13 protein-coding genes, 2 tRNA genes, 3 rRNA genes and 1 pseudogene are annotated in these 25,968 nt (G+C 42.4%); 9 read left to right on the top strand and 10 right to left on the bottom strand.

Translation table 11 applies throughout. The annotated features are described in order from the left end of the window. The first annotated feature begins 106 nt into the window (after positions 1 to 106). From QI031_RS13915 to QI031_RS13930, 4 genes are all read left to right on the top strand, one after another. The gene (locus tag QI031_RS13915) at positions 107 to 1,411 is read left to right on the top strand and encodes a P-loop NTPase fold protein (RefSeq protein WP_281485721.1); all 1,305 of its coding nucleotides are present in this window, start codon (positions 107 to 109) and stop codon (positions 1,409 to 1,411) included. A gap of 51 nt (positions 1,412 to 1,462) precedes the next feature. Beyond that, positions 1,463 to 6,136 carry a WD40 domain-containing protein gene (locus QI031_RS13920; RefSeq protein ID WP_281485722.1) on the top strand — a complete coding sequence of 1,558 codons (4,674 nt, stop codon included), beginning with the start codon at positions 1,463 to 1,465 and terminating at the stop codon, positions 6,134 to 6,136. Positions 6,137 to 6,373: 237 nt separating this feature from the next. Then, a complete protein-coding gene (locus QI031_RS13925) occupies positions 6,374 to 8,098 on the top strand; it encodes an ABC1 kinase family protein (RefSeq protein ID WP_281485723.1) in 1,725 nt (574 codons plus the stop codon). A 19-nt stretch (positions 8,099 to 8,117) separates the two neighbouring features. Next, positions 8,118 to 8,492 (top strand): hypothetical protein, encoded by a 375-nt coding sequence (locus QI031_RS13930; RefSeq protein ID WP_281485724.1) that lies wholly within the window; start codon positions 8,118 to 8,120, stop codon positions 8,490 to 8,492. 11 nt (positions 8,493 to 8,503) lie between these two features. On the opposite strand, the pseudogene QI031_RS13935 reads toward QI031_RS13930, so the two are convergent. Then, a pseudogene (locus QI031_RS13935) lies at positions 8,504 to 8,776 on the bottom strand (DUF4351 domain-containing protein); the annotation flags it as partial. Positions 8,777 to 9,211: 435 nt separating this feature from the next. Between QI031_RS13935 and QI031_RS13940 the strand changes: the two are divergent. Both QI031_RS13940 and purH read left to right on the top strand, forming a co-directional pair. Beyond that, complete coding sequence (locus tag QI031_RS13940; protein ID WP_281485725.1) at positions 9,212 to 9,655, top strand: pyridoxamine 5'-phosphate oxidase family protein; 444 nt, start codon at positions 9,212 to 9,214, stop codon at positions 9,653 to 9,655. A 253-nt stretch (positions 9,656 to 9,908) separates the two neighbouring features. Beyond that, complete coding sequence (purH, locus tag QI031_RS13945; protein ID WP_281485726.1) at positions 9,909 to 11,429, top strand: bifunctional phosphoribosylaminoimidazolecarboxamide formyltransferase/IMP cyclohydrolase; 1,521 nt, start codon at positions 9,909 to 9,911, stop codon at positions 11,427 to 11,429. Positions 11,430 to 12,203: 774 nt separating this feature from the next. On the opposite strand, the gene QI031_RS13950 is transcribed toward purH, so the two are convergent. The 4 genes from QI031_RS13950 to QI031_RS13965 form a co-directional block, all read right to left on the bottom strand. Next, positions 12,204 to 12,812 (bottom strand): TetR/AcrR family transcriptional regulator, encoded by a 609-nt coding sequence (locus QI031_RS13950; RefSeq protein WP_281485727.1) that lies wholly within the window; start codon positions 12,810 to 12,812, stop codon positions 12,204 to 12,206. 142 nt (positions 12,813 to 12,954) lie between these two features. Beyond that, positions 12,955 to 13,932 carry a metal ABC transporter solute-binding protein, Zn/Mn family gene (locus QI031_RS13955; RefSeq protein ID WP_281486022.1) on the bottom strand — a complete coding sequence of 326 codons (978 nt, stop codon included), beginning with the start codon at positions 13,930 to 13,932 and terminating at the stop codon, positions 12,955 to 12,957. A gap of 650 nt (positions 13,933 to 14,582) precedes the next feature. Continuing rightward, entirely contained in the window at positions 14,583 to 14,996 is a 414-nt protein-coding gene (locus tag QI031_RS13960) for a DNA mismatch repair protein (RefSeq protein WP_281485728.1), read from the bottom strand. Positions 14,997 to 15,214: 218 nt separating this feature from the next. Then, positions 15,215 to 16,942: a succinate dehydrogenase/fumarate reductase flavoprotein subunit gene (locus tag QI031_RS13965; RefSeq protein ID WP_281485729.1), complete on the bottom strand. Its 1,728-nt coding sequence runs from the start codon at positions 16,940 to 16,942 to the stop codon at positions 15,215 to 15,217. Positions 16,943 to 17,382: 440 nt separating this feature from the next. On the opposite strand from QI031_RS13965, the gene QI031_RS13970 reads away from it, so the two are divergent. Both QI031_RS13970 and QI031_RS13975 read left to right on the top strand, forming a co-directional pair. Continuing rightward, a complete protein-coding gene (locus QI031_RS13970; protein WP_281485730.1) occupies positions 17,383 to 18,147 on the top strand; it encodes an ABC transporter ATP-binding protein in 765 nt (254 codons plus the stop codon). A gap of 48 nt (positions 18,148 to 18,195) precedes the next feature. Continuing rightward, the gene (locus QI031_RS13975; protein ID WP_281485731.1) at positions 18,196 to 19,428 is read left to right on the top strand and encodes an LL-diaminopimelate aminotransferase; all 1,233 of its coding nucleotides are present in this window, start codon (positions 18,196 to 18,198) and stop codon (positions 19,426 to 19,428) included. A 138-nt stretch (positions 19,429 to 19,566) separates the two neighbouring features. Here the strand turns inward: QI031_RS13975 and rrf are convergent. The 5 genes from rrf to QI031_RS14000 form a co-directional block, all read right to left on the bottom strand. Further along, a 5S ribosomal RNA gene (gene rrf, locus QI031_RS13980) occupies positions 19,567 to 19,684 on the bottom strand. A 115-nt stretch (positions 19,685 to 19,799) separates the two neighbouring features. Beyond that, positions 19,800 to 22,632, bottom strand: a 23S ribosomal RNA gene (locus QI031_RS13985). A 220-nt stretch (positions 22,633 to 22,852) separates the two neighbouring features. Further along, positions 22,853 to 22,925 (bottom strand) — tRNA-Ala (locus tag QI031_RS13990). Between the two features lie 88 nt (positions 22,926 to 23,013). Beyond that, positions 23,014 to 23,087 (bottom strand) — tRNA-Ile (locus QI031_RS13995). Between the two features lie 128 nt (positions 23,088 to 23,215). Then, positions 23,216 to 24,704, bottom strand: a 16S ribosomal RNA gene (locus QI031_RS14000). The 16S, 23S and 5S rRNA genes sit together here with 2 tRNA genes alongside, the layout of an rRNA operon. Positions 24,705 to 25,036: 332 nt before the next feature. Between QI031_RS14000 and glyQ the strand changes: the two genes are divergently transcribed. After that, positions 25,037 to 25,939 (top strand): glycine--tRNA ligase subunit alpha, encoded by a 903-nt coding sequence (gene glyQ / locus QI031_RS14005; RefSeq protein WP_281485732.1) that lies wholly within the window; start codon positions 25,037 to 25,039, stop codon positions 25,937 to 25,939. Positions 25,940 to 25,968: the final 29 nt, after the last annotated feature.

Below are 25,968 nucleotides of genomic sequence, written 5' to 3' on the forward strand. Positions count from 1 at the left end.
ATCCCAGTAATTTGTTGTAAAGTTACAAATTCCGAAATAGCAGCCTTGCCATTTGTATAATCACTGAAATGGGTGTTAATGTCAGGCTGATGTTGGGTTATATGCAATGAAACTGGATTTAACAAGGTTTTTTCAGGCTTGCAACCCTAGTAAAACTCTGGTTGTAGGCAAAGCAGAAGATAGACAGTATTATATTGATTTTTCTCAAGTGCGTGGTGGCAAGATAATTGAGGAATTGGGGCGAACTATTACCCGCCTTTCACCCAATGAACCAACTTGCCAGTTATTTACCGGACATATTGGCTGTGGTAAATCTACAGAACTACTGCGACTCAAAGCCGAGTTAGAACAGCAGGACTTTCATGTGGTTTATTTCGAGTCTAGCCAAAGTCTGGATATGGCAGATGTTGATGTTACTGATATTTTACTAGCGATCGCCCGCGAAGTCAGCCAAAGTTTAGAAGCAATCAAAATTAATCTCAAACCAGGCTACTTTCAAAATCTGTTTACTGAAATTGTCGATTTTTTGCAAACACCCCTTGATTTGTCGGCTGAAGCTGAATTATCTGTGGGTATTGCCAAAATTACAGCCAAAACCAAAGATAGTCCCAAACTGCGCGGTCAATTGCGGCAATATTTAGAACCGCGCACCAACAGCATTTTAGAATCAATCAACGAAGAATTACTCAAACCTGCTACAGAAAAGCTCAAACATCTAGGCAAGAAAGGACTAGTAGTCATAGTCGATAACCTTGACCGCATTGATAACTCTTTGAAACCTTCTGGTTATTACCAGCCAGAGTATTTATTTGTCGAACGCGGTGAACAGTTAAATCAGCTAAATTGCCATGTTGTCTACACAATTCCTTTAGTTTTGTTGTTTTCCAACGCTTTAGGAAGGTTAACAAATCGCTTTGGAGTAGACCCGAAAGTTTTGCCAATGGTTCCTGTATTATTACAAGATAATTCTTACTATCCGCAGGGAATTAGACTACTACAACAAATGGTAATGGCAAGGGCTTTTCCTGGTATTGGTTGGGAACAAAACCGTAATTTAATCACTGAAGTTTTTGATAGTCCGCATACTTTAGAACGACTATGTTTAGTTAGTGGTGGTCATTTGCGTAATTTATTGATGTTATTGTTTCGCTGTCTTCAGCGAGAAGACCCACCTCTTTCGCGGGAATGCATAGATAAAGTCATTAAACAACGTCGCAATGAGTTAACTTTAGCCATTACTCCTGATGAATGGGAACTACTAATGGAGGTGGCGCAAGATAAGAAGTTGAGAGGTCATGAAAAATACGAACTTTTGCTGCGGAGTATGTTTGTTTTTGAATATCGAGATGAAGATGGTTCTTGGTTTGATATTAATCCAATTTTGGCAGAAGCCAAAGAATTTGAGTTATAACTCAATACGCTTGGGATAAGAATAGTTAATTTAAAGTCTGTTCCCTGCTATATGACTAATCACCACAAATCAGAAAATTTATCCACTGACAACGAAAGTTCTTTACATACTTTAGTACGAGCAATTACCCTTTCTCAGGGTCAATTTTCGCTAATTTTGCTGCGCTGTAACTATGGGGCTTTGCGCCAGCGGATGGTAGATAGATTGCATCAATTATCTTCTGTAAAAATCCGCGAAATTACTTTACCTACATCAGTTAAAACACTTTATACAAATCTCAGCGAACAATTGGGAGATGAACAACCACCAGCATTGATGGTTTTTGGTTTAGAGTCAGTTAAAGATATTAAGACAGTTTTGACATCAGCCAATCAAGTCCGAGAAGAGTTTAGAAAAAAGTTTTCATTTCCGATATTAATATGGATTAATGACCAAGTTCTGCAAAAATTTATCAGATTAGCTACAGATTTAGAAAATTGGGCTACGATAATTACCTTTAAGAACACTACTAATGATTTAGTCGATTTTTTGCAGCAAAAAACTGATACAATTTTTGCCGATGATATAATCTGTAACCCTCAAACTTGTTGGGAATTAGAAACGGCTTGCAAAGATTTACAAACTTTGGGAAAAGAACTAGAATTATCACTACAAGCAAGTCTAAAGTTTGTGATTGGTTTGAATGATTATCAACACGATCGCATAGACTCAGCTTTAGTAAATTATCAACAAAGTTTAAGCTTTTGGCAACAAAATAATCATTTAGAACGGCAAGGTATTTTACTAGTTCATATTGCCATAGTTTATGATCGGCAAGCAGAGAAAAATCAGCCAGAGAGTAAAGTAGGTTGGCTAAACTCTCAAGATTATTTTCAGCAAGCCATTAATATTTTTGAACAAGCACAACGTCCAGATTTAGTTGCTAAACATATTAATAAACTTGGTGAAATTTTGCGACACCTGCAAGCATGGTCAGAGTTACAAAATTTAGCTGAAAAATCCTTGACTCTGCATAAATTTTATGAAAATCCGCTACAAATAGCTCAAGATTATGGTTTTCTGGCAGAAGTCGCGCTACAGCAGTCACAATGGAACCAAGCCAATCAACTTGCTCATAAAGCACTACACATATTAGATGATATTCCTAATCTATCAAATCATGAATATGTTTTATATCGGTTTATTTTAGCGAGATCGCAGCAAAATTTGCATCAGATTTCCGCAGCAATTATTAATTTAGAAGCCTCCAGAAAAGAAAGTAACCATCAATACGACCCACAACTATATATATCTATATTAGAGAATTTGCGATCGCTTTATTTTAATCAATCTAAATATCTCGATGCTTTTAATATCAAACAAGAGCAATTAAGAATTGAACATCAATATGGTTTTCGCGCTTTTATTGGTGCATCTTATCTCAATCCTCAGCGACAAATTATTGGTTCTGCACAGTTACAAATTGAACATCCTGAAACAATTGCTCAAGAGATTTCTGCTTCTGGTCGAGAACAAGATGTCAATCGTTTACGAGAACGAATTAGTCGTAATGACTATAAACTCACTGTGATTCATGGTCATTCTGGAGTCGGGAAAAGTTCTATTTTACAGGGTGGATTAATTCCAGCTTTACAACAGCAAGCAATTGGGGCGCGGGATGTTTTACCTATCTTGATTCGCTCTTACACAGATTGGGTAGGAATGCTCAATCGTTCTTGGATAGATACTTTTGAAAAACTTAGATCTCAAACATTTGCTATTAATCTTGATTCCATTGCAGCTATTGTAGAACAGTTACATAAAAATGCTGATCGTAATCTATTAACAGTATTAATTTTTGACCAATTTGAAGAATTTTTCTTTGTGTATACAGACCAAGCTCAAAGAAGACCATTTTATGATTTTTTGCGAGTCTGCTTAAATATTCCTTTTATAAAAATTATTTTATCATTGCGAGAAGACTATCTCCATTATTTATTAGAATTTGACCGACTATTCGATTTGAGTACTATCAACAATAATATTTTAGATAAAAATATTCGCTATTATTTGGGCAATTTTTCACCCGAAGATGCTAAAGCAGTTGTACAGAACCTAACAGAAAAAATACATTTTTACCTCGAATCAAAGTTAGTTGATAAATTAGTAGAAGATTTAGCTGGGGAATTAGGAGAAGTCCGCCCTATTGAATTACAAATTATTGGTACACAACTGCAAACTGAGAAAATTACCACATTAGAAAAATATTGTCAGTTTGGCACTAAAGAAAAGCTGGTGGAACGATTTTTAGAAACAGTCATTCATGATTGCGGTTCTGAGAATGAATGTACAGCCCGGTTAGTTTTATATTTACTCACAGATGAAAACAATATTCGTCCCTTGAAAACTCGTGCCGAATTGGCAGCAGATTTAGCAACAGAAGCCGAAATACTAGATTTAATCTTAAAGATTTTTGTCGAATCAGGACTAGTATTACTATTACCAGAAGTTCCTGCCGAACGATATCAACTAGTTCACGATTATCTTGTATCGTTTATTCGTCAACAACAAGGAAGTGAACTGTTAGCCGAACTCGAAAAGGAACGTCAACATAGAAAGTTGATTGAACAAGAACTAAAGCTTGCAGAAGCAGCATTAGTTCAAGTCAACAAAGAACTGCAAAAACAACAAATAGCCCTCCAAGAAGCACAAGAAGGTACAAGGTTAGAACGTGAGGGCGTGAGTGCTTTACGACAATTTGAGTTTGCCCAGTTAGACTCGCTAATATTAGCAATGCAAAGTGGCAAAGCTTTACAAGCCTTAGTCAAAGATAATCGTCCTTTAGAAGAATATCCCGCTACCAGTCCTTTGCTAGCTTTGCGAACTATTCTTGATCGTATCCAAGAATGTAACCGAATCCAAGGACATCAAAGTTGGGTGAGGAGTGTGTGTTTTAGCCCCGATGGCAAATACATTGCTACTGCTGGTGACGACTGTACAGCTAGATTATGGCAAGTTAATGGTCAGCAAATTGCCCAATTTTCAGAACATCAAGATATTGTCTGGAGTGTGTGTTTTAGCCCTAATGGCAAATATATTGCCACTGCTTCAGGCCATACAGCCCGATTATGGAACTTAGATGGTCAATTACTTGCTCAATTTCCTGAACATCAAGGTACTGTCTGGAGTGTATGTTTTAGTCCCGACAGTAACTACATTGCTACTGCTAGTGACGATTGTACAGCTAGAGTCTGGAACTTCAGTGGTCAATTGCTTACCCAATTCCTTAGGCATCAAAAAGCAGTTAGAAGTGTGTGTTTTAGCCCCGATGGCAAGTATATTGCTACTGCTAGTGATGACTGTACAGCCCGATTATGGAATTTTGATGGTCAGTTAATTACCCAGTTCCGAAGACATCAAGGAGCAGTTAGAAGTGTAAGTTTCAGTCCTGATGGTCAAAATATTGTCACTGCTGCTGATGGCTGCACAGCTCGGCTGTGGAATATTAAAGGGCAGCAGATAGCCCAATTTCGAGGTCATCAAGGCAATGTTTGGAGTGTGTGTTTTAGCCCGGATGGTAAATACATTGTGACTGCTAGTGATGACTGTACAGCCAGAGTTTGGAAACTCAACGGTCAGCAGGTGGCTCAATTTCTAGGACATCAGGATTGTGTGAGAAGCGTGAGTGTAAGTCCTGATAATCAGTATATCGCTACTGCTTCATCTGACTGTACGGTTCGGTTATGGCATCTTAATAGACAGCAATTTACCCAATTGCAAGGACATCAGCATTGGGTAAGAAGTGTATGTTTCAGTCCTGATAGTCAGTATATCGCTACTGCTTCGTCTGACTGTACGGTTCGGTTGTGGCATCTGAATGGGCAACAATTGACCCAATTTCTCGTGCATCAAGGAGCAGTTAGAAGCGTATGTTTTAGCCCTGATGGCAAATACATTGCTACTGCTGACCGTACAGCCCGATTGTGGAACCTCCACGGACTGCAACTTACCCAATTTTCAGGACATCAAGGTACTGTCTGGAGCGTGTGTTTCAGTCCCGACAGCAAATACATTGTCACTACTTCTGATGATTGTACAGCCCGATTGTGGAATCTCAAGGGGCAGCAGCTTGTGCAATTCCAAGGGCATGAGAACTGGGTAAGGAGTGTGAGTTTCAGTCCTGATGGTAAGTACATTGTCACTGCTTCCGAAGACCGTACAGCCCAATTGTGGAACCTCAACGGGCAGCAGCTTGTACAATTCCAGGGACATCAAGGCAGTGTTTGGAGTGTGAGTTTCAGTCCTGATAGTAAATACATTGTGACTGCTAGTGATGACCGTACAGCCCAATTGTGGAACCTCGACGGACAGCAACTAACTCGATTCCAAGGACATCAGGGTACTGTCTGGAGCGTGAATTTTAGCCCTGATGGTCAGTACATCGCTACTGCTGCTGATGATGGCATAACCCGGTTGTGGAGCCTCAGTGGCCAGCAAGTTGCTCAATTTCCAGGGCATCGCAAGGCAGTTAGAAGTGTGAGCTTCAGTCCTGATGGTAAGTATATTGCCACGGCTGCTGATGACCATACAGCTCGGTTATGGCCTGTAGAAAATTTAGACCAACTGCTGGTGCGCGGTTGTAACTGGTTGTATAACTATCTTCAGAATAACCCGAATGTGAGCGATGTCTACGACGGGCTACGCCTACGCAATCTCTGCAATCAAAGCAACACTCAACTGCCATAACTCATCTTTCATCAAAATTATCGCAAATAGTTGTACTTTTATAAAGTATAATTAAGAAAAAGATAAAAAAGCTTGGGTAGTAAGGTCGGAACAATTTGCCGTCAATACTATCTAAAAAATCGGTAAACTTTAATAGTTTTTTATAAAAAGCTATCGATAATCTCAGACTTGCAACTAGCTTGTCAGTCTGGATACAAACAAAAATGTAAATTTCCCAGTTGAAGAGGCAAAAAAGGCGTGGGTCAGTATCAACCTGGTCAGCTAAAGCGCTACAACCCAGACGAAATCGCTCGTCATTATCGTTACCGTCCCTGGCTGGCTTGGGGACGATTCCTAAGAATTATCTGGTCTTTTGCTGGATTTATTTTTAGTCTGAAGTGGGACGAGTGGCAAAATCAAGTTGAGCAGAATAAGGGTAAACGCGCTACCCAGTTGCGAGAACTGCTCACTCGCCTAGGTCCCACTTTCATTAAAGTTGGTCAAGCCCTCTCTACCCGGCCTGACTTAATACGTAAAGATTTCTTAGAAGAACTTGTCAAGCTACAAGATCAACTGCCACCCTTTGATAATGCGATCGCTTATCGAATTATCGAAACTGAGTTAGACCGTTCAATCTCTGAAAGTTTTAGTGAATTGTCGCCTACACCAGTGGCCGCTGCAAGCTTGGGTCAAGTATATCGTGGTCGTCTAGTCACTGGCGAAGAAGTCGCAGTTAAAGTCCAACGTCCCCACTTACGCCCTGTCATCACACTCGATTTATATTTGATGCGCTGGGCTGCAAGTTGGTTGGCTCCTTGGTTGCCCTTGAATCTTGGTCACGACCTGACTTTGATTGTAGATGAATTTGGCACAAAAATATTTGAGGAAATTGACTATATTAACGAAGGTCGCAACGCCGAAAAATTTGCTAGCAATTTCCGCAATGACCTACAAGTAAAAGTTCCCATTATTTACTGGCGTTACACCAATACCCACGTTTTAACCCTAGAATGGATTGACGGCTTCAAACTCACAGATACTAAACGCATCCGTGAAGTAGGTTTAGACCCAGAAGGAATTATTAAAATTGGTGTCACCTCCGGTTTACAACAGCTACTAGAACACGGTTTCTTTCACGCCGACCCCCATCCTGGCAATTTGTTTGCTATGCCCGATGGTCGCATGGCTTACATTGATTTTGGCATGATGGATCAATTAGAGGAACCCACTAAAGAAACACTGGTGGATGCCTTAGTACATTTAGTTAACAAGGACTACACAGATTTAGCCGAAGATTTTGTCAAATTAGGTTTTTTGACTCCAGACACAAATATTTGTCCCATTATCCCGGCTTTAGAGTCAGTGCTGGGAAGCGCGATTGGTAAAAACGTCGGTGATTTTAACTTCAAAACCATTACCGATGAATTTTCGGAACTGATGTATGAATATCCTTTCCGAGTTCCTGCCAAATTCGCTTTAATTATTCGTTCTTTAGTGACACAAGAAGGCATTGCCCTCAGTCTCAATCCCAACTTTAAAATTGTTGAAGTGGGTTATCCCTACATAGCGCGGCGCTTACTGACAGGAGAATCTCCAGCATTACGGCGACGATTACTGAATGTGTTGTTTAAAGATGGTAAATTCCAGTGGCAACGCTTAGAAAATTTAATTGAAATCGCTCGTACTGATGGCAACTTTGATGTTGTACCCACCGCCAAAATGGGTTTGCAATATTTGCTATCTGATGAAGGAAAATTTTTGCGGCGACAGCTGGTGTTAGCGCTGACTGAAGATGACCGCCTGCATACAGCAGAAGTGCAACGTCTGTGGAATTTAGTTAAAGATGATATCCAGCCAAATCGTTTATTGAATGTGGCGATTGGCATGTTAACAGATTTATCTAAAGAAAGCGTAGCGGCGATTCTTCCTAAAGCTACATCTCTAGCAGCTTTTACAGAAAACCAGCGACTAAATAACAATTAAATCACTATCAGGAGTTCTTATGTACTACTTCCCTCTGCAACCGCCATATCTTTTACTAGTTATGGGACTATTCATCGCATTAACTTCTGGTGTGGCCTTGTCTGGAACCTTGAAAGTAATTGTACAGAAATGGTCGAGCGATCGCCAAGAAAATCCTCAGCCTAGTTCTTCTTTAAAACAGTTATTTGTACCATTTCTAGGTATAACTAGCGGTATTTTTCTGTTTTTGTATTCGGGTTTACAGATATTTGGCTTTCCCTCTTCCCTAGCATTAGGAGTTGCTTTACCTCTAGGCTTGTTGACTTGTTTGTTAGTTTGGTTGCAGTTGGGAAGTATGCTAGATTTTGCTCAAAGCCGAGGAATGCAATCTCTAGATTTAGATTCTTGGTCTTAAATTCGGAAAAACTAACTGTTGTCTATCTGGTTTAACCAAGCTATTAAATCAGATACATTAGAAAAATCTAAAAACTCTTCTCCTAATACTTCCAACTGTACAGTAGATAAAACTTGAATTTGCTCAATTATTGATGAATCGATTTCTCCAAAACGACGATTTAACTGGCGCTTCAAAAAGCGAAAAGCTTCTTTTTGTTCACTCTTTTTTTCACCTTTCTGTTCTCCTTTCTGAAAAATATGCTGATAAATCACTGACTCTTGCATAATTTCCTCGCTTAATAATTACGGATAAAGTCATGGGGATATGTTTCTGCCAGGATTTTACACAGGTTGTCATATTCTGCCATTTCAAGAACATTTTTAAGTTCGCTGAGGATGACGCTTAATTGTAAACTAATTCGGGAGAAGACTAAAGTTTTGACTCTCAGGTGATGCTCCTAACGTCGCTACTGCTTTGCTTTAAGCGTACTCCTGCAAAGAAGCAAACTACGCAGTGTCATTGCTGACTGGTTTTTTCTAACTCTTTAGTCTAGTTTTCCACACCTATCTATATATGTATAAATAAAAAAGCTAATTTCTAGATAATTCCATCTCTAGATCGAAGTAATTTAAATTTAAAAACGCTAACACAGAAAAAGAGTTCTATTAGCCTTTAAAACTGGCTTTAATCGACAACTCATAATCTGAAAAAAAACAAAATACAAAAGAGTACATTCAATGACAACTTCTACAGACCGCGATCAACAACTTAAAAAACTGTGTGAATTAATAGCAGACATTGACTGTGGCATGTTGACTACAACAGAAGAAGATGGCAGCTTGCATAGTTGCCCAATGTCCAAAAATGGCGAGATTAATTCTGATGGTACACTTTGGTTCTTTATTTATCGCAGTTCTCACAAGGCAGCTGAGATTGAACACAACCAGCATGTAAATGTGAGTTTCTCGTCACCTGACCAACAGCGATATATTTCTCTATCAGGTACAGCACAACTTGTACAAGACCGCAATAAAATGCAAGAAAAATGGCAACCAAAACTGCAAACTTGGTTTCCTCAAGGTTTAGATGAACCTGATATTGCTTTACTCAAAGTGAATATTAATCAAGCTGATTACTGGGATAGTCGCTCAAGCTTTAAGCCACAAGTAATTAATTTATAAACTCTATCACACCGCTAATCTGCGGGATTTTGAGACTTGATTTCTTGGCTGTACTGCGTCAGGATTTAGCGATCGCCTGTGGTTTTCAACCAATGCAACCTCAAAAAATGCAATGATTGGGCGATCGCTAATAAACACTCAATTTGCCGGATTATGATATGAGCATGATTCTTCTGTGGTCTTGAAGTGAACCAAGGCTTATGTGAAAATTGGAGTCTTTCGCATCACAGCCTAACTTTTGAGGAATCGATCAATGGCGCGTTTAGCACTGCTGAGTGTATCTAATAAAACTAATTTAATAGACCTAGCCCGTAGCTTGGTGGAAGAATTTGACTTTGATTTAATCAGCAGTGGGGGAACAGCCAAAACCCTAAAAGATGCTGGGCTACCAGTTACGAAAGTTGCAGATTACACAAATTCGCCAGAAATTTTAGGCGGTCGGGTGAAAACTTTGCATCCCCGGATTCATGGGGGAATCTTAGCACGTCGAGATGTAGCTAGCGATGTCACAGATTTAGAAGATAACCAAATTCGTCCGATTGATTTAGTAGTAGTGAATCTTTATCCTTTTGAAGAAACTATTGCCAAACCAGGAGTAACATTAGCTGAAGCTGTGGAACAGATTGATATTGGTGGCCCGGCGATGTTACGGGCATCATCAAAAAATTTCGCCCATCTGACAGTATTATGCGATCCGGCACAGTATGACGAATATTTGCAAGAGTTACGGCAAAATCACGGGGAAGCATCTCTAGAGTTCCGCCAAAAGGCTGCCTTAAAAGGCTTTTTGCATACTGCTAGTTATGATCAAGCGATCGCATCTTACCTCGCAGGAACGCAGCAGTACACCCTTAGCGGCACACAATTACAATCTCTGCGCTACGGCGAAAATCCTCATCAACCCGCTGCTTGGTATCAAACTGGCACTACCCCCACAGGATGGACAGCTGCCAAAATACTGCAAGGGAAGGAACTGAGTTACAACAATTTAGTTGATTTAGAAGCTGCACGCCGAATTATTGCTGAATTTACAGATACCCCAGCAGCCACAATTATCAAACATACTAATCCTTGTGGTACAGCCTTAGGAAATACTCTTGTAGAAGCTTACCAAAAAGCTTTTAAGGCTGATTCTGTTTCAGCTTTTGGGGGAATTGTCGCCCTTAACCGCACTATTGATGCTGCTACCGCCAGTGAATTAACTCAGACATTTTTAGAATGCGTGGTTGCACCCAGTTGTGAACCTGAAGCTGAAGAAATTTTGGCTAAAAAATCTAAAGTCCGGGTTTTGACTTTAGCAGATTTGCATAATGGTTCTAAAGATACTATAAAAGCGATCGCAGGTGGTTTTTTAGTCCAATCTGCCGATGATATGGTTGCAGACACCAACCAATGGCAAATCGCTACCGAACGTCAACCCACCGCTGACGAATTGGCAGAATTGCTGTTTGCTTGGAAAGTTTGCAAACATGTAAAATCCAATGCGATCGTAGTCACAAGCGATCGTACTACCCTAGGTGTAGGTGCTGGTCAAATGAATCGCGTCGGTTCAGTTAAAATTGCCCTCGAACAAGCTGGGGAAAAAGCCAAAGGTGCAACTCTGTCCAGCGATGGATTTTTCCCGTTTGATGATTCAGTAAAAACAGCCGCAGCAGCAGGAATTACTGCCATTGTCCAACCAGGAGGAAGTCTACGAGATCAAGACTCCATCAAGGCTGCGAATGAATTGGGTTTAGTGATGGTACTAACAGGTGTACGCCACTTTTTACACTAAAAATAAAGTGTCACTCATAATACTTGCCATTCCATAAAATAAGTGATATCTTTGATTTGTGTGTGAGGAGCAAATTAAAGATAAAAAGCGTTTGGGGTGGAAACACGGCAACACTCCCAAGCGCTTTTTAATTTTTATGTAGAAATGTTCCAGTTAGCAAAGTGTCACCTATTTTACTTGCTATCCCATGAAATAGATGATATCTTTGATTTGTGTGTGAGGAGCAAGTTAAAAATAAAAAGCGTCTGGGGTGGAAACACGGCAACACTCCCAGGCGCTTTTTAATATAACTGACGATTTACAGTCGTATTAAAGTACTGTAAGTAAAAAAATACCCAATTGTCATTACGATTGCTCTTAGCGTTCCCGCAGGGTACGAAGCGTAGATGCGTTAGCGGTGAAGCAGCTCAGTCTTGGGGGTTTCCACGCCACTTGCTACAAGTCGGCGGCACTTCCTACAAGTCGGGGAACCCGCCCAACGCAGTGCCTCCCCATGAACGACTGCTGTAATACCATTTCACGAAATTATTGATACAAATTACTTTTCTTACTCTCCCTGCCTCCGGTCACTGAGTTTCGACTACGCTCAACTGCCGCGTAGCCGAAGTGCTGCTTCCCCTGCTTGCCCAAATGTATCAACTTTAAAGTGAAACAGTATAAAGCCTGCGGCATAGCGTCTTTGTAAGGAGAAGAGTAACAATCCCAATCTTTGCGATTGCTTCCCTTTGCTTGCAACGACGTGAAATTATAGTCTATGAGTAAGGCTTGAGCAACTTAAACAGAAGCCGTACTGATACCACGCACAAAAATATCTACACAAGTTTGGATATAATGCTCACGGTCATACTTATTTTGTTTAAAATTGGCATTACGGCACAGCATTCCGGCTAGTAACATTCCTGTAAACATATCAACTGCCGGCAACGGATCAATATCCGGTCTCACATCACCTCGTTTTTGACTAGATTGTAGATAAGCTATAAGTTTTTCTTCTAAAGGCTTGACCGCTGCTTGAATCACTTGCTTTGCAGCCTCAGGATGACGTTTGGCTTCTCCAATGAAGGTACGAATTAAGTCTTCTTGAGCTTCCAGCATAGAGTTATAAAGCTGGGCATAATGCTTTAAGTCAACGCCAAGATTTTGTGTCCAGGCTTCAGGATGAGCCAAAGCTTCTATTTGAAGTACTAAAGCATTTTCAATCACTGCCCCTAGAAGTTGCTCTTTACTAGCAAAATGGCGAAATAAAGTTACCTCATTCACGCCAGCTACACGAGCTATTTCACGGGTGGTTGCTCCTTGAACACCTAGATTAGCAAATACCTGTGAGGCAGCTTCTATGATACGTGTACGGGTCAGGGCGGAAGAACGGATAATTTTATTCATTCAAGTTTGCAAGTGCTTACTTGCATTATAGTCTGGGGAAAAAGTGGTTGCAAACTTGTATAAAAAAATAGGAGTTTCAAGCATAGTTTCTAGAGAATTTGGTAACGAGTTTAAATCCATTACCAAATTCTCTTAATGTCTACTACTGACTGTCTTTTGGTGCAAACATCAAGTACGTACCTCCCAGCCCTTCTACAATTGTGCGTGTATTATTAATCATCATTTTTTGATAAGTGTCTCCTTCGCTTCCCGGTTCACCCAGCCCCTCAGTCAACAATTCTCTTTCGGAAACTTTCACTTGTGCTTCTGTGGCTATAGATTGCACCAAGTTAGGGTTCATTTTCGTCTGGGCAAAAATTGTCGGTACTTTAGTGCGTTGCAGATTTTTAACTAAGTTTTTCACTCGTATATCTGTCGGTTTTTCGTCAATACTAAAATTTACTAAAGAAATATTGTATGCCTTAGTGTAATAACCTAGCTCATTATATGTTGTGACTAATTTAGGTTGCTTGACAGGAATACTAGCAATTCTTGACTTGATCCAACTATTCATCTGAGTTAGTTCATTTTTAATTTGTTTGGCATTGTCACTATAAATAACTGCATTGCTAGGTTCTAACTTCTCTAAGTTGCTGCTAATTATCTCTACCATCTTGATAGCATTTTTAGGGTTATGCCAAATGTAAGGATCGGCTACTTTTTTACCATTTTTTTGAAACTGTTGTGGTTTGGGAACCGCCTGTTGAGCAACGGCTCTTTTGGGTGCAGAGTTTTTAGTTGCTTTAATGATTTTTATTAGTTCTGGTTCCAAATTATAGCCGTTGTAAAGAATGAGATTTGCTTGCTCAATAGCTTGGCGGTCTTCTGGTTTTGGTTGATAGAAATCAGAGTCTGTACTAGGAGAAATTAAACACGAAAGGTTAATTGTGTTGCCCGCAACCTGTTTAGTTAAGTCACATAGCACACTTGTAGTTGCTACGACTTGGGGCAAATTTTCGTTTACTGTGGTGGTCTGAGTAAAAGAGGTGCTTGCTGCTTGATTTACACATCCCATAAATCCCATCGTCAAAGCAATCAAGCTAACTCGTAAAGAATGATATGATGGTGATTTTTTTGACATCATCAACTCCTGCTAGGTATACAAAAAAGATAATGGCGATCGCTAAAGAATTGGTGAGATGCTAAGATTTCAAGGTCGCAAAAGTACAATGATGGGCAATGCTGTGGTGATGCTTCCTGTGATTGGTGTAGTGCAGATCCTCTCACTGTCTGCTGAAACATTAGCATTACGCTAAAGGTAGCCAACAGACTGACATAATCAGGTGGTTAAGTTGAGAAATGTAGTGATGAGGAGGCGTATTGCTCATACAGGTTGATTTCGCAAACCAAGTCGTAAACCTAAAGCAATTTTAGCGGCGGTTTTGCAAGGTGTGGACATTTGTTTGTGACGAAATCGGCAAATTATTTAAGCTCATCCCACCCCTTCCAAGATACTGCTGGCGAATTAGGGGTGCGACCCCTGATTAGAGTAAGGCAGATGAGCAAAATGCAACCGTTGGCGGGATAATACAAAAAGTTGAGTTGGAGAGTTGCATTTACCTATGACACTGCATCCAAAAAACCATTGGGATGTCCCACAACAAACGGCAGCTGTATCCTTCAAGGGATGGGATGAGCTTAATTAGGGAGTTGCTCAAGGCGATCGCAACGCATACTATGGCTGCTTTAAGTATTAAATGTCGAATACAAGATCAAGTATTGAATATTTTCTTACTGTAAATACTCTCGCGTCAACTTATTTTTGCCAAAAAGCTCCATATCATATTCAAGATTATCTAAAAAAATTGAGAAAATAGTTCTATCATATTCACCTTCACAAAAAGTTTCTAAAAACAAATCATTTACTGGATTATGAATATATGCTCTCATAAACATAAATTCTGAATTTAATTCGTTTACATATTCTAATAAATCTACTCTATTAATATTTGGCTGACAAGAATAAAGCGCTCTAATTAATACTCCGCGATTAGGAATACATTTAACAATTAAGTTATTCTTTCTATGATGACGACATAAAAGCAAATCATGATCTTCTTCAACATGATATCCATTAAATTCTAAATGATTACGATATCTCACTAAAGGATGAGCTAAAGAATCACCAATATTAATTTCTGGCATGGAATAAAGCCTCGCAAATTTTTCCAAAAATTAGGTTAGCTAAACTTAGTATTCCCACTCAGCTAAGAACTTAATCAAGACTGCCGCCAAAAATAATACTTACTATATATCAGTAGTCTTGGGAACTAATACCGTTTGACTTTAAAGTTGATACATTTGGGCAAGCAAGAGAAGCAGCACTTTGGCTACTTCGACTACGCTCATGCAAGATAGAATGACTAATACTTGCGCTCTTTTGGCTCAAACATAGTGATTGCTACTGAGCGATACTGGATATCAATTCCTGCTGGTGAATAGTAAGCCATTGTATGCCTGAGGAAATTAGCATCGTCTCTTTGAGGATAATCTTCACGGAAATGAGCGCCGCGACTTTCTTGGCGATTTAGGGCTGATGCTAAAATTGTCTGTCCTACTACCATTAAACTCCGCAGTTCTAGAGCTTCTAAAATTTCTGTATTCCAGCAACTGCCTTTATCATCTAAATAAATTTGAGTATATTGCTGTTGTAATTCTGCTAATTTATGCAAGCCCTGACTCATTAATTCTTGAGTACGAAAAACCCCACAGAACTGAGTCATACAATCTTGAAAGGCTTGACGAACTTGGTTAATACGATACTTTCCTGGCTGTTCTAATAACGTTTGGATTTGTTGCTTGGCTTCGTTAACATAATGTTGTTCATCTAAAGTTGGTAGTTTGCGGTTTTGCACAAATTTAGCGATCGCTGCCCCAGTGCGTTTACCATAAACTACACACTCCAACAGAGAATTACTACCAAGGCGGTTAGCACCGTGGACGGAAACACAAGATGTTTCGCCAGCAGCAAAGAAACCCTCAACTAAACCATCACCACTACTACGAACTTGACCATCAATATTAACTGGGATACCACCCATACAATAATGAATTGTCGGTCGGACTGGCATCGGTTGAGTTACCGCATCCACACCTACTAAGCGGTGAGCTTCTTCCCAACAAAAGGGAACACGACTCATAATTTTTTCTTTGCCCATGTGTCGCAAGTCCAGATAGACAAAAGAACCACCAGCGCTACCATCGGCATGAATACCGCGACCTGCACGAATTTCATAGGCGATCGCTCTTGAGGTAATATCACGAGGAGCTAGTTCCATGCGACTGGGTGCGTAGTTGGCCATGAAGCGATCGCCTTCACTATTAATTAAATACGCTCCTTCTCCCCGTACTGCTTCGGAAATCAGCACCCCTACCGGATACAAGCCAGTAGGATGAAATTGGACAAATTCCATATCTTCTAAAGGTAAACCGGCGATCGCAGTCATTGCTAAACCATCACCCGTAGAAGCATAATCATTAGATGTAGTATTATAAACACGACCATAGCCCCCAGTGGCAAACATTACAGCCTTAGCCCGTATCACCTCTATATGTCCATCTAAAAGCCTATACATCACTACACCTTTAGCCTGACCTTCTGACAAAATCAGGCGCATTACATACCATTCTTGATAAATTTGCACACCATAACGCCGCAAATTATTAACCAATTCATGCAAAATTGCGTGACCAGTCTTATCAGCAGCGTAACAAGTACGGTTGTGAGTATGTCCACCAAAAGCCCGCTGGGCAATGCGACCATCGCTTAAACGAGAGAATAAAACGCCCATGTGTTCTAAATCAATTACTACATCCGGCGCTTCTTGGGCAAGAATAGCCACTGCGTCTTGGTCTGCCAAGTAGTCAGAACCTTTAACAGTATCAAAAGCGTGGGCTTCCCAAGTGTCTGCTGAATCCACATTTTTCAGGGACGCTGCCATACCACCTTGAGCAGCGACCGAATGGGAACGAATCGGATGGGTTTTAGCAACCACAGCAATATTTAAACTAGGGTCAGTCCGGGCAATTTCTACAGCGGCGCGACAGCCCGCCAATCCACCCCCGACAATAATCACATCATGTTCCAGCATAATTTGTCTCTGACTGCAAAAAACTGTTGTTCTAGCTGTTCTATTGTAGAGACATGATCAACGAGGCAGCCTGCATTCATGAAAGTTTAAGATAAAACGCTTTGTGTCAATAAGTTAAAATAATATAAATGGTGTAAATCATGTTTTATTAAACTTAGGACTTACGCAATAACTCTCTAAAACTCCTATTTATCCGGGTCTTCAGCGTCCTCTGCGGTTATATTTTCCGTTACCTGTGCGGTAATACCAATTCTTTGTGAAGATGCACTAAATTTTTTAATTACGAACCGCCAAGAACGCCAAGAACGCTAAGGAAGAAAAGGATAATCATTAAGTGCAAGTTTATAGAGAATTGGTATAAGTCCTAAAACTAAAAGTATTGATTATAATAGTGAAGTTTTTTCATTGGGACTGATTTAATAATTAATAACTAAATTTTTATGACAAAAACTATTTCAATTTTTGATTCTGGAGTTCCTAATCCTGTTCCCAAATCGACTATTATTCGCTTAGAGAATATCTTTAAAGTTTATGGCAGTGGCGAAACTGAAGTAAAAGCCCTGAATGATGTTAATTTAACTGTGGAAGAGGGTGAATATTGCTCAATTATGGGGCCTTCTGGTTCGGGTAAATCCACAGCCATGAATATTATCGGTTGTTTAGATCGTCCCACCAGTGGACGTTATTATCTAGATAACCTTGATGTTGCCCAAATGAATGATCAAGAGTTGGCACACACTCGTAATAAAAAATTAGGGTTTGTATTCCAACAATTCCACCTTTTACCTCAGCTAACCGCATTAGAAAATGTCATATTGCCAATGGTATATGCCAGTATTAATTCTAGCGAAAGACGCGATCGCGCTGCTGAAGCTTTGACACGAGTAGGTTTAGCTAATCGCCTCCACAACAAACCCACTCAACTATCTGGAGGACAACAACAAAGAGTAGCGATCGCTCGTGCCATTGTCAACCGTCCCGTTGTTCTGTTAGCCGATGAACCTACTGGCGCACTCGATTCCCACACCACCCAGGAAGTATTAGATATCTTTAGCGAACTGAATAACAGCGGCATTACAGTTGTCATGGTTACTCATGAACCAGAAGTCGCTCGTCAAACCCAGCGCATTATATGGTTTCGTGATGGTGAAGTATTGCACTCCAACCTCACACCAGCCGACTTGGGTCAAACTCAAGTACTGTAGATATAAATTAGCAGTAAGCTGTTTGAATGCGTTTTTTCAAAATTTATTATGGCTACTGTTAACGACAACTACCTAAAGCTAAAAGCAGGTTATCTGTTTCCGGAAATTGCGCGACGGGTTAATGCCTTCGCCCAAGCAAATCCTGATGCTAAAATCATTCGGTTGGGTATTGGTGATGTCACAGAACCTTTACCAGCAGCTTGCCGCACAGCAATGATTCAAGCTGTGGAAGAAATGGGCGATCGCAATACTTTTAGAGGCTATGGCCCAGAACAAGGTTATGCTTGGTTAAGAGAGAAAATTGCCGCCCAAGATTTTCAAGCACGGGGGGCTGAAATTGATGCCTCAGAAATTTTTATCTCTGATGGTTCTAAGTGCGACACGGGCAATATTCTAGAAATTTTCGGACATAACAATACTATCGCCGTCACTGACCCAGTTTACCCCGTATATGTAGATACTAACGTTATGGCGGGTAATACTGGGGTTGCCAATGAACAAGGTGAATTTGCAGGTTTAGTCTATCTGCCAATTTCTGCTGATAACAACTTTACCGCTGAAATTCCCTCACAGAAAGTCGATTTAATTTATCTCTGCTTTCCTAATAATCCCACTGGTGCGACTGCCACTAAGGAATACTTGAAGGCATGGGTAGATTATGCTAAAGATCATGGCTCGATTATCTTCTTTGATGCAGCTTACGAAGCATATATCACAGATCCAGCACTTCCTCATTCTATTTATGAAATTGCAGGTGCTAGAGAATGTGCGATCGAGTTTCGTTCTTTCTCTAAAAATGCAGGTTTTACCGGCACTCGTTGTGCGCTAACCGTCGTGCCAAAAACACTAACAGCGAAAGCCGCCGATGGTTCTGATGTGGAACTGTGGAAATTGTGGAATCGTCGCCAATCCACTAAATTCAATGGTGTATCTTACATTGTACAACGAGGAGCTGAAGCAGTTTACTCCCCAGAAGGACAAACACAAATTAAGGAATTAGTTAGTTTTTATTTAGACAACGCTAGAATAATTCGGGAAAAACTGTCAGCAGCAAAATTAGCTGTTTACGGTGGCGTAAATGCGCCTTACGTCTGGGTAAAAACTCCCAATAGCCTCTCTAGTTGGGAATTTTTTGATAAACTGCTGCAAACTGTAAATGTGGTGGGAACACCTGGCTCTGGATTTGGTGCTGCTGGCGAAGGCTACTTCCGAATTTCGGCATTTAATAGCCGAGAGAATGTAGAAGAAGCGATGCAAAGGATTACAAACCACTTCATTTAGGCTTGTTTGCCTTTATTTTGATCAAGCTCAGTTTTAAATGAACTGAGCTTGATTTCATACTGTACTAGATGTACTAGATTGAATAAAAAGAAAGCCTCCTAGCATTGAGATGAGCTAGAAGACTTCTTGTATGATTAGACCTGGCATCGAGCTATTTTTGCGTAGGGCTACCCCTAAACTATCGTGGCCGCAACAGCGTTTCACCTCTGAGTTCGGGAAGGATTCAGCGTGGTTCCACCGCGCAATAGACACCAGGAAAAGCTGATGGGAATGTAAAATTAAAAATGACTTTTGAAATTTTACATTTCTAATACTTCACAAAACCCTGAAGACTGCAAGTAACGCGAATGAATTAGTAACCAAATGTTTGAGAGGTCAAGCCCTCGGTCTATTAGCACGGCTCGGCTGCATACATTACTGCACTTCCACCTACCGCCTATCAACGGGTGTTCTGCCCGTGACCTTACCTACTATTAGTAGTGAGAGCACTCATCTTGAGGTGGGCTTCCCACTTAGATGCTTTCAGCGGTTATCCGCTCCGCACTTGGCTACCCAGCGTCTACCGTTGGTACGATAACTGGTACACCAGCGGTGCGTCCTTCCCGGTCCTCTCGTACTAAGGAAGGCTCCTCTCAATGCTCTTACGCCTGCACCGGATATGGACCGAACTGTCTCACGACGTTCTGAACCCAGCTCACGTACCGCTTTAATGGGCGAACAGCCCAACCCTTGGGACGTACTTCCGCCCCAGGTTGCGATGAGCCGACATCGAGGTGCCAAACCTCCCCGTCGATGTGGACTCTTGGGGGAGATCAGCCTGTTATCCCTAGAGTAACTTTTATCCGTTGAGCGACGGCCATTCCACTCTGTACCGTCGGATCACTAAGGCCTACTTTCGTACCTGCTCGAGATGTCACTCTTGCAGTCAAGCTCTCTTATTGCCTTTACACTCGCCGCACGGTTTCCAAGCGTGCTGAGAGAACCTTTGCGCGCCTCCGTTACCTTTTAGGAGGCGACCGCCCCAGTCAAACTGCCCACCTGAAACTGTTCCCACACCCGGTCAGGGTGCTAGGTTAGAATTCTAGCTTCGCCAGAGTGGTATCTCACCATTGGCTCCATATCCCCCACAAGGAATATCTCAACGCCTCCCACCTATCCTGCGCAAGCGAAGCCCGAACACAATTCCAGGCTACAGTAAAGCTTCATAGGGTCTTTCTGTCCAGGTGCAGGCAGTCCGTATCTTCACAGACATTCCTATTTCGCCGAGTCTCTCTCTGAGACACCATCCAGATCGTTACGCCTTTCGTGCGGGTCGGAACTTACCCGACAAGGAATTTCGCTACCTTAGGACCGTTATAGTTACGGCCGCCGTTCACCGGGGCTTCAGTCGTCAGCTTCAAGCTTTCACCCTGACCAACTTCCTTAACCTTCCGGCACTGGGCAGGCGTCAGCCCCCATACGTCCTCTTGCGAGTTTGCGGAGACCTGTGTTTTTGGTAAACAGTCGCCTGGATCTCTTCACTGCGACCCACCATGAGTGGGCACCCCTTCTTCCGAAGTTACGGGGCCATTTTGCCGAGTTCCTTAGAGAGAGTTATCTCGCGCCCCTTGGTATTCTCAACCTCCCTACCTGTGTCGGTTTCGGGTACGGGTATCATGCTTTCATCACATTCATTGCTTTTCTTGGCACTATCCTTCACCATCCGGAGTTCGTAAACTCCTCCCAAACCAATCAGGGTATGGCTATCTTTCATGCGTCCCAATCAATGCTCCCACATAATAGTCAGGGATTGTTGACCCTGTGTCCATCGACTACGCCTTTCGACCTCGCCTTAGGACCCGACTAACCCTCCGAGGACGAACCTGGCGGAGGAACCCTTAGGGTTTCGGGGCTAGGGATTCTCACCCTAGTTTGCGCTACTCAAGCCGACATTCTCACTTCCGTTTCGTCCACAGCTGCTTGCCGCTACTGCTTCTTCCTAACACGGAACGCTCCCCTACCGATTAATCGTTACGATTAATCCCACAGCTTCGGTACATCGCTTAGCCCCGTTCATTTTCGGCGCAAGAGCGCTTGACTAGTGAGCTATTACGCACTCTTTCAAGGGTGGCTGCTTCTAGGCAAACCTCCTAGTTGTCTTTGCACTCTCACCTCCTTTATCACTTAGCGATGATTTGGGGACCTTAGCTGGTGGTCTGGGCTGTTTCCCTCTTGACAATGAAGCTTATCCCCCACTGTCTGTCTGGCAATGTGTTCTCTGGGTATTCAGAGTTTGTCTCGATTTGGTACCGTTCTCACAGCCCGCACCGAAACAGTGCTTTACCCCCCAGATATAATCATTACCGCTGCGCCTCAACACATTTCGGGGAGAACCAGCTAGCTCCTGGTTCGATTGGCATTTCACCCCTAACCACAGCTCATCCGCCGATTTTTCAACATCGGTCGGTTCGGACCTCCACTTGGTGTTACCCAAGCTTCATCCTGGCCATGGTTAGATCACCAGGGTTCGGGTCTATAAACACTGATTATCGCCCTTTTCAGACTCGGTTTCCCTTTGGCTCCGGCATTTTCGCCTTAACCTACCAGTGCCTATAAGTCGCCGGCTCATTCTTCAACAGGCACGCGGTCATCCGTTGAATCGGACTCCCACTGCTTGTAAGCTAACGGTTTCATGTTCTATTTCACTCCCCTTGCGGGGTTCTTTTCACCTTTCCCTCGCGGTACTGGTTCACTATCGGTCACACAGTAGTATTTAGCCTTACGAGGTGGTCCTCGCTGATTCACATGGGATTCCTCGTGCCCCATGCTACTCGGGATTCAGCTACTATCTTTAAGTTTTCAACTACAGGACTTTCACCTTCTGTGGTACAGTATTTAGCTGTTTCGTTTAACCGCCAGATTCGCAATTTGCTGTCCCACTACCCCAGTCAGTAAACCAACTGGTTTAGGCTTTTCCCCGTTCGCTCACCACTACTTAGGGAATCTCTAGATTGATTTTTTTTCCTCCAGCTACTAAGATGTTTCAGTTCGCTGGGTTGGCTCTTTGCTGCCTATATATTCAGCAGCTAGTATAAAAGGTTGCCCCATTCGGAAATCTCCGGCTCAATGTCTGCTTCCAACTCCCCGGAGCATATCGTCGGTAACCACGTCCTTCGTCGCCTCTGTGTGCCTAGGTATCCACCGTTAGCCCTTATTAGCTTGACCACTTTCTAATTCGTAATTTCTAATTCGTAATTCGTAATTAGATTTTTACGTTGGTGTACAAAATGCAAACACAATTCATCTCATCAAAAAATAAATGTCTGTGTCTGCCTGCTAATTTCGCGTTACTATGCAGTTTTCAAGGTTCTGGCTGAGAATCTCTCAGCAGTCTGACATTATATACCTACATGCCATGTTGCTGATTTCTCGTCAAATTTACAGGTGGAGATTAGCGGACTCGAACCGCTGACATCCTGCTTGCAAAGCAGGCGCTCTACCAACTGAGCTAAACCCCCAGATACAATTAAAAATTGATAATTAAAAATTAAAAATGAATATAATTCAATTTTTAATTTTGCATTTGACATTTTTAATTGATTCAGGTGGGCCATCCTGGACTCGAACCAGGGACCTCACCCTTATCAGGGGTGCGCTCTAACCACCTGAGCTAATAGCCCCAATCCGAACCTTCATCATAGTTTGAAAGCACTCAATAATTCAAGTAGAAGCGACCGACCTCGGTTTGACCAACTCAATCTTTATTTGCATTTTGCTTTCAAGATTTGAGGGGTGTAGGTCTCCCTTAAAAGGAGGTGATCCAGCCACACCTTCCGGTACGGCTACCTTGTTACGACTTCACCCCAGTCACCAGTCCTGCCTTAGGCATCCTCCCCCACGAATGGTTGGAGTAATGACTTCGGGCACTACCAGCTTCCATGGTGTGACGGGCGGTGTGTACAAGGCCCGGGAACGAATTCACTGCAGTATGCTGACCTGCAATTACTAGCGATTCCTCCTTCACGCAGGCGAGTTGCAGCCTGCGATCTGAACTGAGCTACGGTTTTTTGGATTTGCATCACATTGCTGTGTAGCTGCCCTTTGTCCGTAGCATTGTAGTACGTGTGTAGCCCAAGACGTAAGGGGCATGCTGACTTGACGTCATCCCCACCTTCCTCCGGTTTGTCACCGGCAGTCTCTCTAGAGTGCCCACCCGAAGTGCTGGCAACTAAAAACGAGGGTTGCGCTCGTTGCGGGACTTAACCCAACATCTCACGACACGAGCTGACGACAGCCATGCACCACCTGTGTTCGCGCTCCCGAAGGCACCTCTCCCTTTCAGGAAAGTTCGCGACATGTCAAGTCTTGGTAAGGTTCTTCGCGTTGCATCGAATTAAACCACATACTCCACCGCTTGTGCGGGCCCCCGTCAATTCCTTTGAGTTTCACAGTTGCCTGCGTACTCCCCAGGCGGGATACTTAACGCGTTAGCTACGGCACGGCTCGGGTCGATACAAGCCACGCCTAGTATCCATCGTTTACGGCTAGGACTACTGGGGTATCTAATCCCATTCGCTCCCCTAGCTTTCGTCCCTCAGTGTCAGTTGCGGCCTAGCAGAGCGCTTTCGCCACCGGTGTTCTTCCTGATATCTACGCATTTCACCGCTACACCAGGAATTCCCTCTACCCCGAACGCACTCTAGCCGTGTAGTTTCCACTGCTTGTATGAGGTTGAGCCTCACTCTTTAACAGCAGACTTACAAGGCCACCTGCGGACGCTTTACGCCCAATCATTCCGGATAACGCTTGCATCCTCCGTATTACCGCGGCTGCTGGCACGGAGTTAGCCGATGCTTATTCCTCAGGTACCGTCAGAACTTCTTCCCTGAGAAAAGAGGTTTACAACCCAAGAGCCTTCCTCCCTCACGCGGTATTGCTCCGTCAGGCTTTCGCCCATTGCGGAAAATTCCCCACTGCTGCCTCCCGTAGGAGTCTGGGCCGTGTCTCAGTCCCAGTGTGGCTGATCATCCTCTCAGACCAGCTACTGATCGTCGCCTAGGTGCGCTCTTACCACACCTACTAGCTAATCAGACGCGAGCTCATCTTCAGGCGGCAAGCCTTTTACCTTGCGGCATATCCGGTATTAGCCACCGTTTCCAGTGGTTGTCCCCGACCCAAAGCCAGATTCTCACGCGTTACTCACCCGTCCGCCACTAGCTCCGAAAAGCCCGTTCGACTTGCATGTGTTAAGCATACCGCCAGCGTTCATCCTGAGCCAGGATCAAACTCTCCGTTTTGATGGAAGTGTTTGCTTTTTAGCTCACATATAATATATGAAAGACTGTTGTTTATACACTCCAGCCTAGTGTTTCAATTTACTTGACGCTGACCACTTGCTGTATAATCGCTTTCAAACTATAATATTTTCAAGGTTCGGTTGCCTTTCGGACCGCGCTTTGCGGCGCTCTCCTCTAGGCACTTATCTAATATATCTACCCCACACGCCTTTGTCAACTCTTTTTTCCAATATTATTTGGAAATGTATTTCTTAGTCTCTTCAAATTAGCTACACCACAGGCTTCTAAGCAACAATGGTTTATGAACGCCTGCTGAGTTAGGAGGACTAAGCGTGAATTTTCAGTCAGTGATTGCTACGTTGCATCAATTCTGGGGAAACCGGGGTTGCTTGATTGCTCAACCCTATGACATTGAGAAGGGAGCAGGTACTAAAAACCCCCATACATTTTTAAGAGCCTTAGGTCCGGAGCCGTGGACTGTTGCTTATGTTGAACCCTGTCGTCGTCCAACGGATGGGCGCTACGGCGAAAACCCAAATCGCTTCCAACACTACTATCAGTACCAAGTTTTGATTAAGCCGTCACCAGATAATATTCAAGAGATTTATCTTGATTCTTTGAGGGCTTTAGGTATTCGTCCTGAAGATCATGATGTTCGATTTGTAGAAGATAATTGGGAAGATGCAACGGTGGGAGCTTGGGGTACTGGCTGGGAAGTATGGTTAGATGGGATGGAAATTACACAATTTACCTACTTTCAACAGTGTGGCGGAATTGATTGCCGTCCGGTATCGATTGAGATTACTTATGGGTTAGAGCGACTGGTGATGTATCTCCAGCAAGTGGAGGCAATTCCTAAGATTCATTGGACAGACAACATTACTTATGGAGATGTTTTTCTGCAAAATGAAATTGAGCAAAGTACCTATAACTTTGAAGCGTCAAATCCTGAGATGCTGCTGACGCTGTTTAATTTGTATGAGCAGGAGGCTACCCAGTTGACGGAGCGAGGATTAGTTGTGCCTAGCTTAGATTATGTAATGAAGTGTTCCCATACCTTCAACTTGCTGGATGCTAGGGGTGTGATTTCCGTGACGGAAAGAACTCGTTATATCGCCAGAATCCGTCATTTGGCTCGGAAAGTAGCTCAGTTATATGTTGAGCAAAGGGAAAAGTTGGGTTTTCCACTATTGGAGGGATCAGCAACTGGTTTAAGTAGTGTTGGCAATGTTTAGCATTAGTGATGAGGGATTTTTAATCATTA

This window comes from Halotia branconii CENA392 (assembly GCF_029953635.1).
Lineage (GTDB): Bacteria > Cyanobacteriota > Cyanobacteriia > Cyanobacteriales > Nostocaceae > Halotia > Halotia branconii.

What these genes read in the sequence shown, in the direction of transcription:
- QI031_RS13915 (WP_281485721.1), top strand. Translation starts at nt 107, where the DNA reads ATGAAACTGGATTTAACAAGGTTTTTTCAGGCTTGCAACCCTAGTAAA.
- QI031_RS13920 (WP_281485722.1), top strand. Translation starts at nt 1,463, where the DNA reads ATGACTAATCACCACAAATCAGAAAATTTATCCACTGACAACGAAAGT.
- QI031_RS13930 (WP_281485724.1), top strand. Translation starts at nt 8,118, where the DNA reads ATGTACTACTTCCCTCTGCAACCGCCATATCTTTTACTAGTTATGGGA.
- QI031_RS13940 (WP_281485725.1), top strand. Translation starts at nt 9,212, where the DNA reads ATGACAACTTCTACAGACCGCGATCAACAACTTAAAAAACTGTGTGAA.
- purH (WP_281485726.1), top strand. Translation starts at nt 9,909, where the DNA reads ATGGCGCGTTTAGCACTGCTGAGTGTATCTAATAAAACTAATTTAATA.
- QI031_RS13950 (WP_281485727.1), bottom strand. Translation starts at nt 12,812, where the DNA reads ATGAATAAAATTATCCGTTCTTCCGCCCTGACCCGTACACGTATCATA.
- QI031_RS13955 (WP_281486022.1), bottom strand. Translation starts at nt 13,932, where the DNA reads ATGTCAAAAAAATCACCATCATATCATTCTTTACGAGTTAGCTTGATT.
- QI031_RS13960 (WP_281485728.1), bottom strand. Translation starts at nt 14,996, where the DNA reads ATGCCAGAAATTAATATTGGTGATTCTTTAGCTCATCCTTTAGTGAGA.
- QI031_RS13965 (WP_281485729.1), bottom strand. Translation starts at nt 16,942, where the DNA reads ATGCTGGAACATGATGTGATTATTGTCGGGGGTGGATTGGCGGGCTGT.
- QI031_RS13970 (WP_281485730.1), top strand. Translation starts at nt 17,383, where the DNA reads ATGACAAAAACTATTTCAATTTTTGATTCTGGAGTTCCTAATCCTGTT.
- QI031_RS13975 (WP_281485731.1), top strand. Translation starts at nt 18,196, where the DNA reads ATGGCTACTGTTAACGACAACTACCTAAAGCTAAAAGCAGGTTATCTG.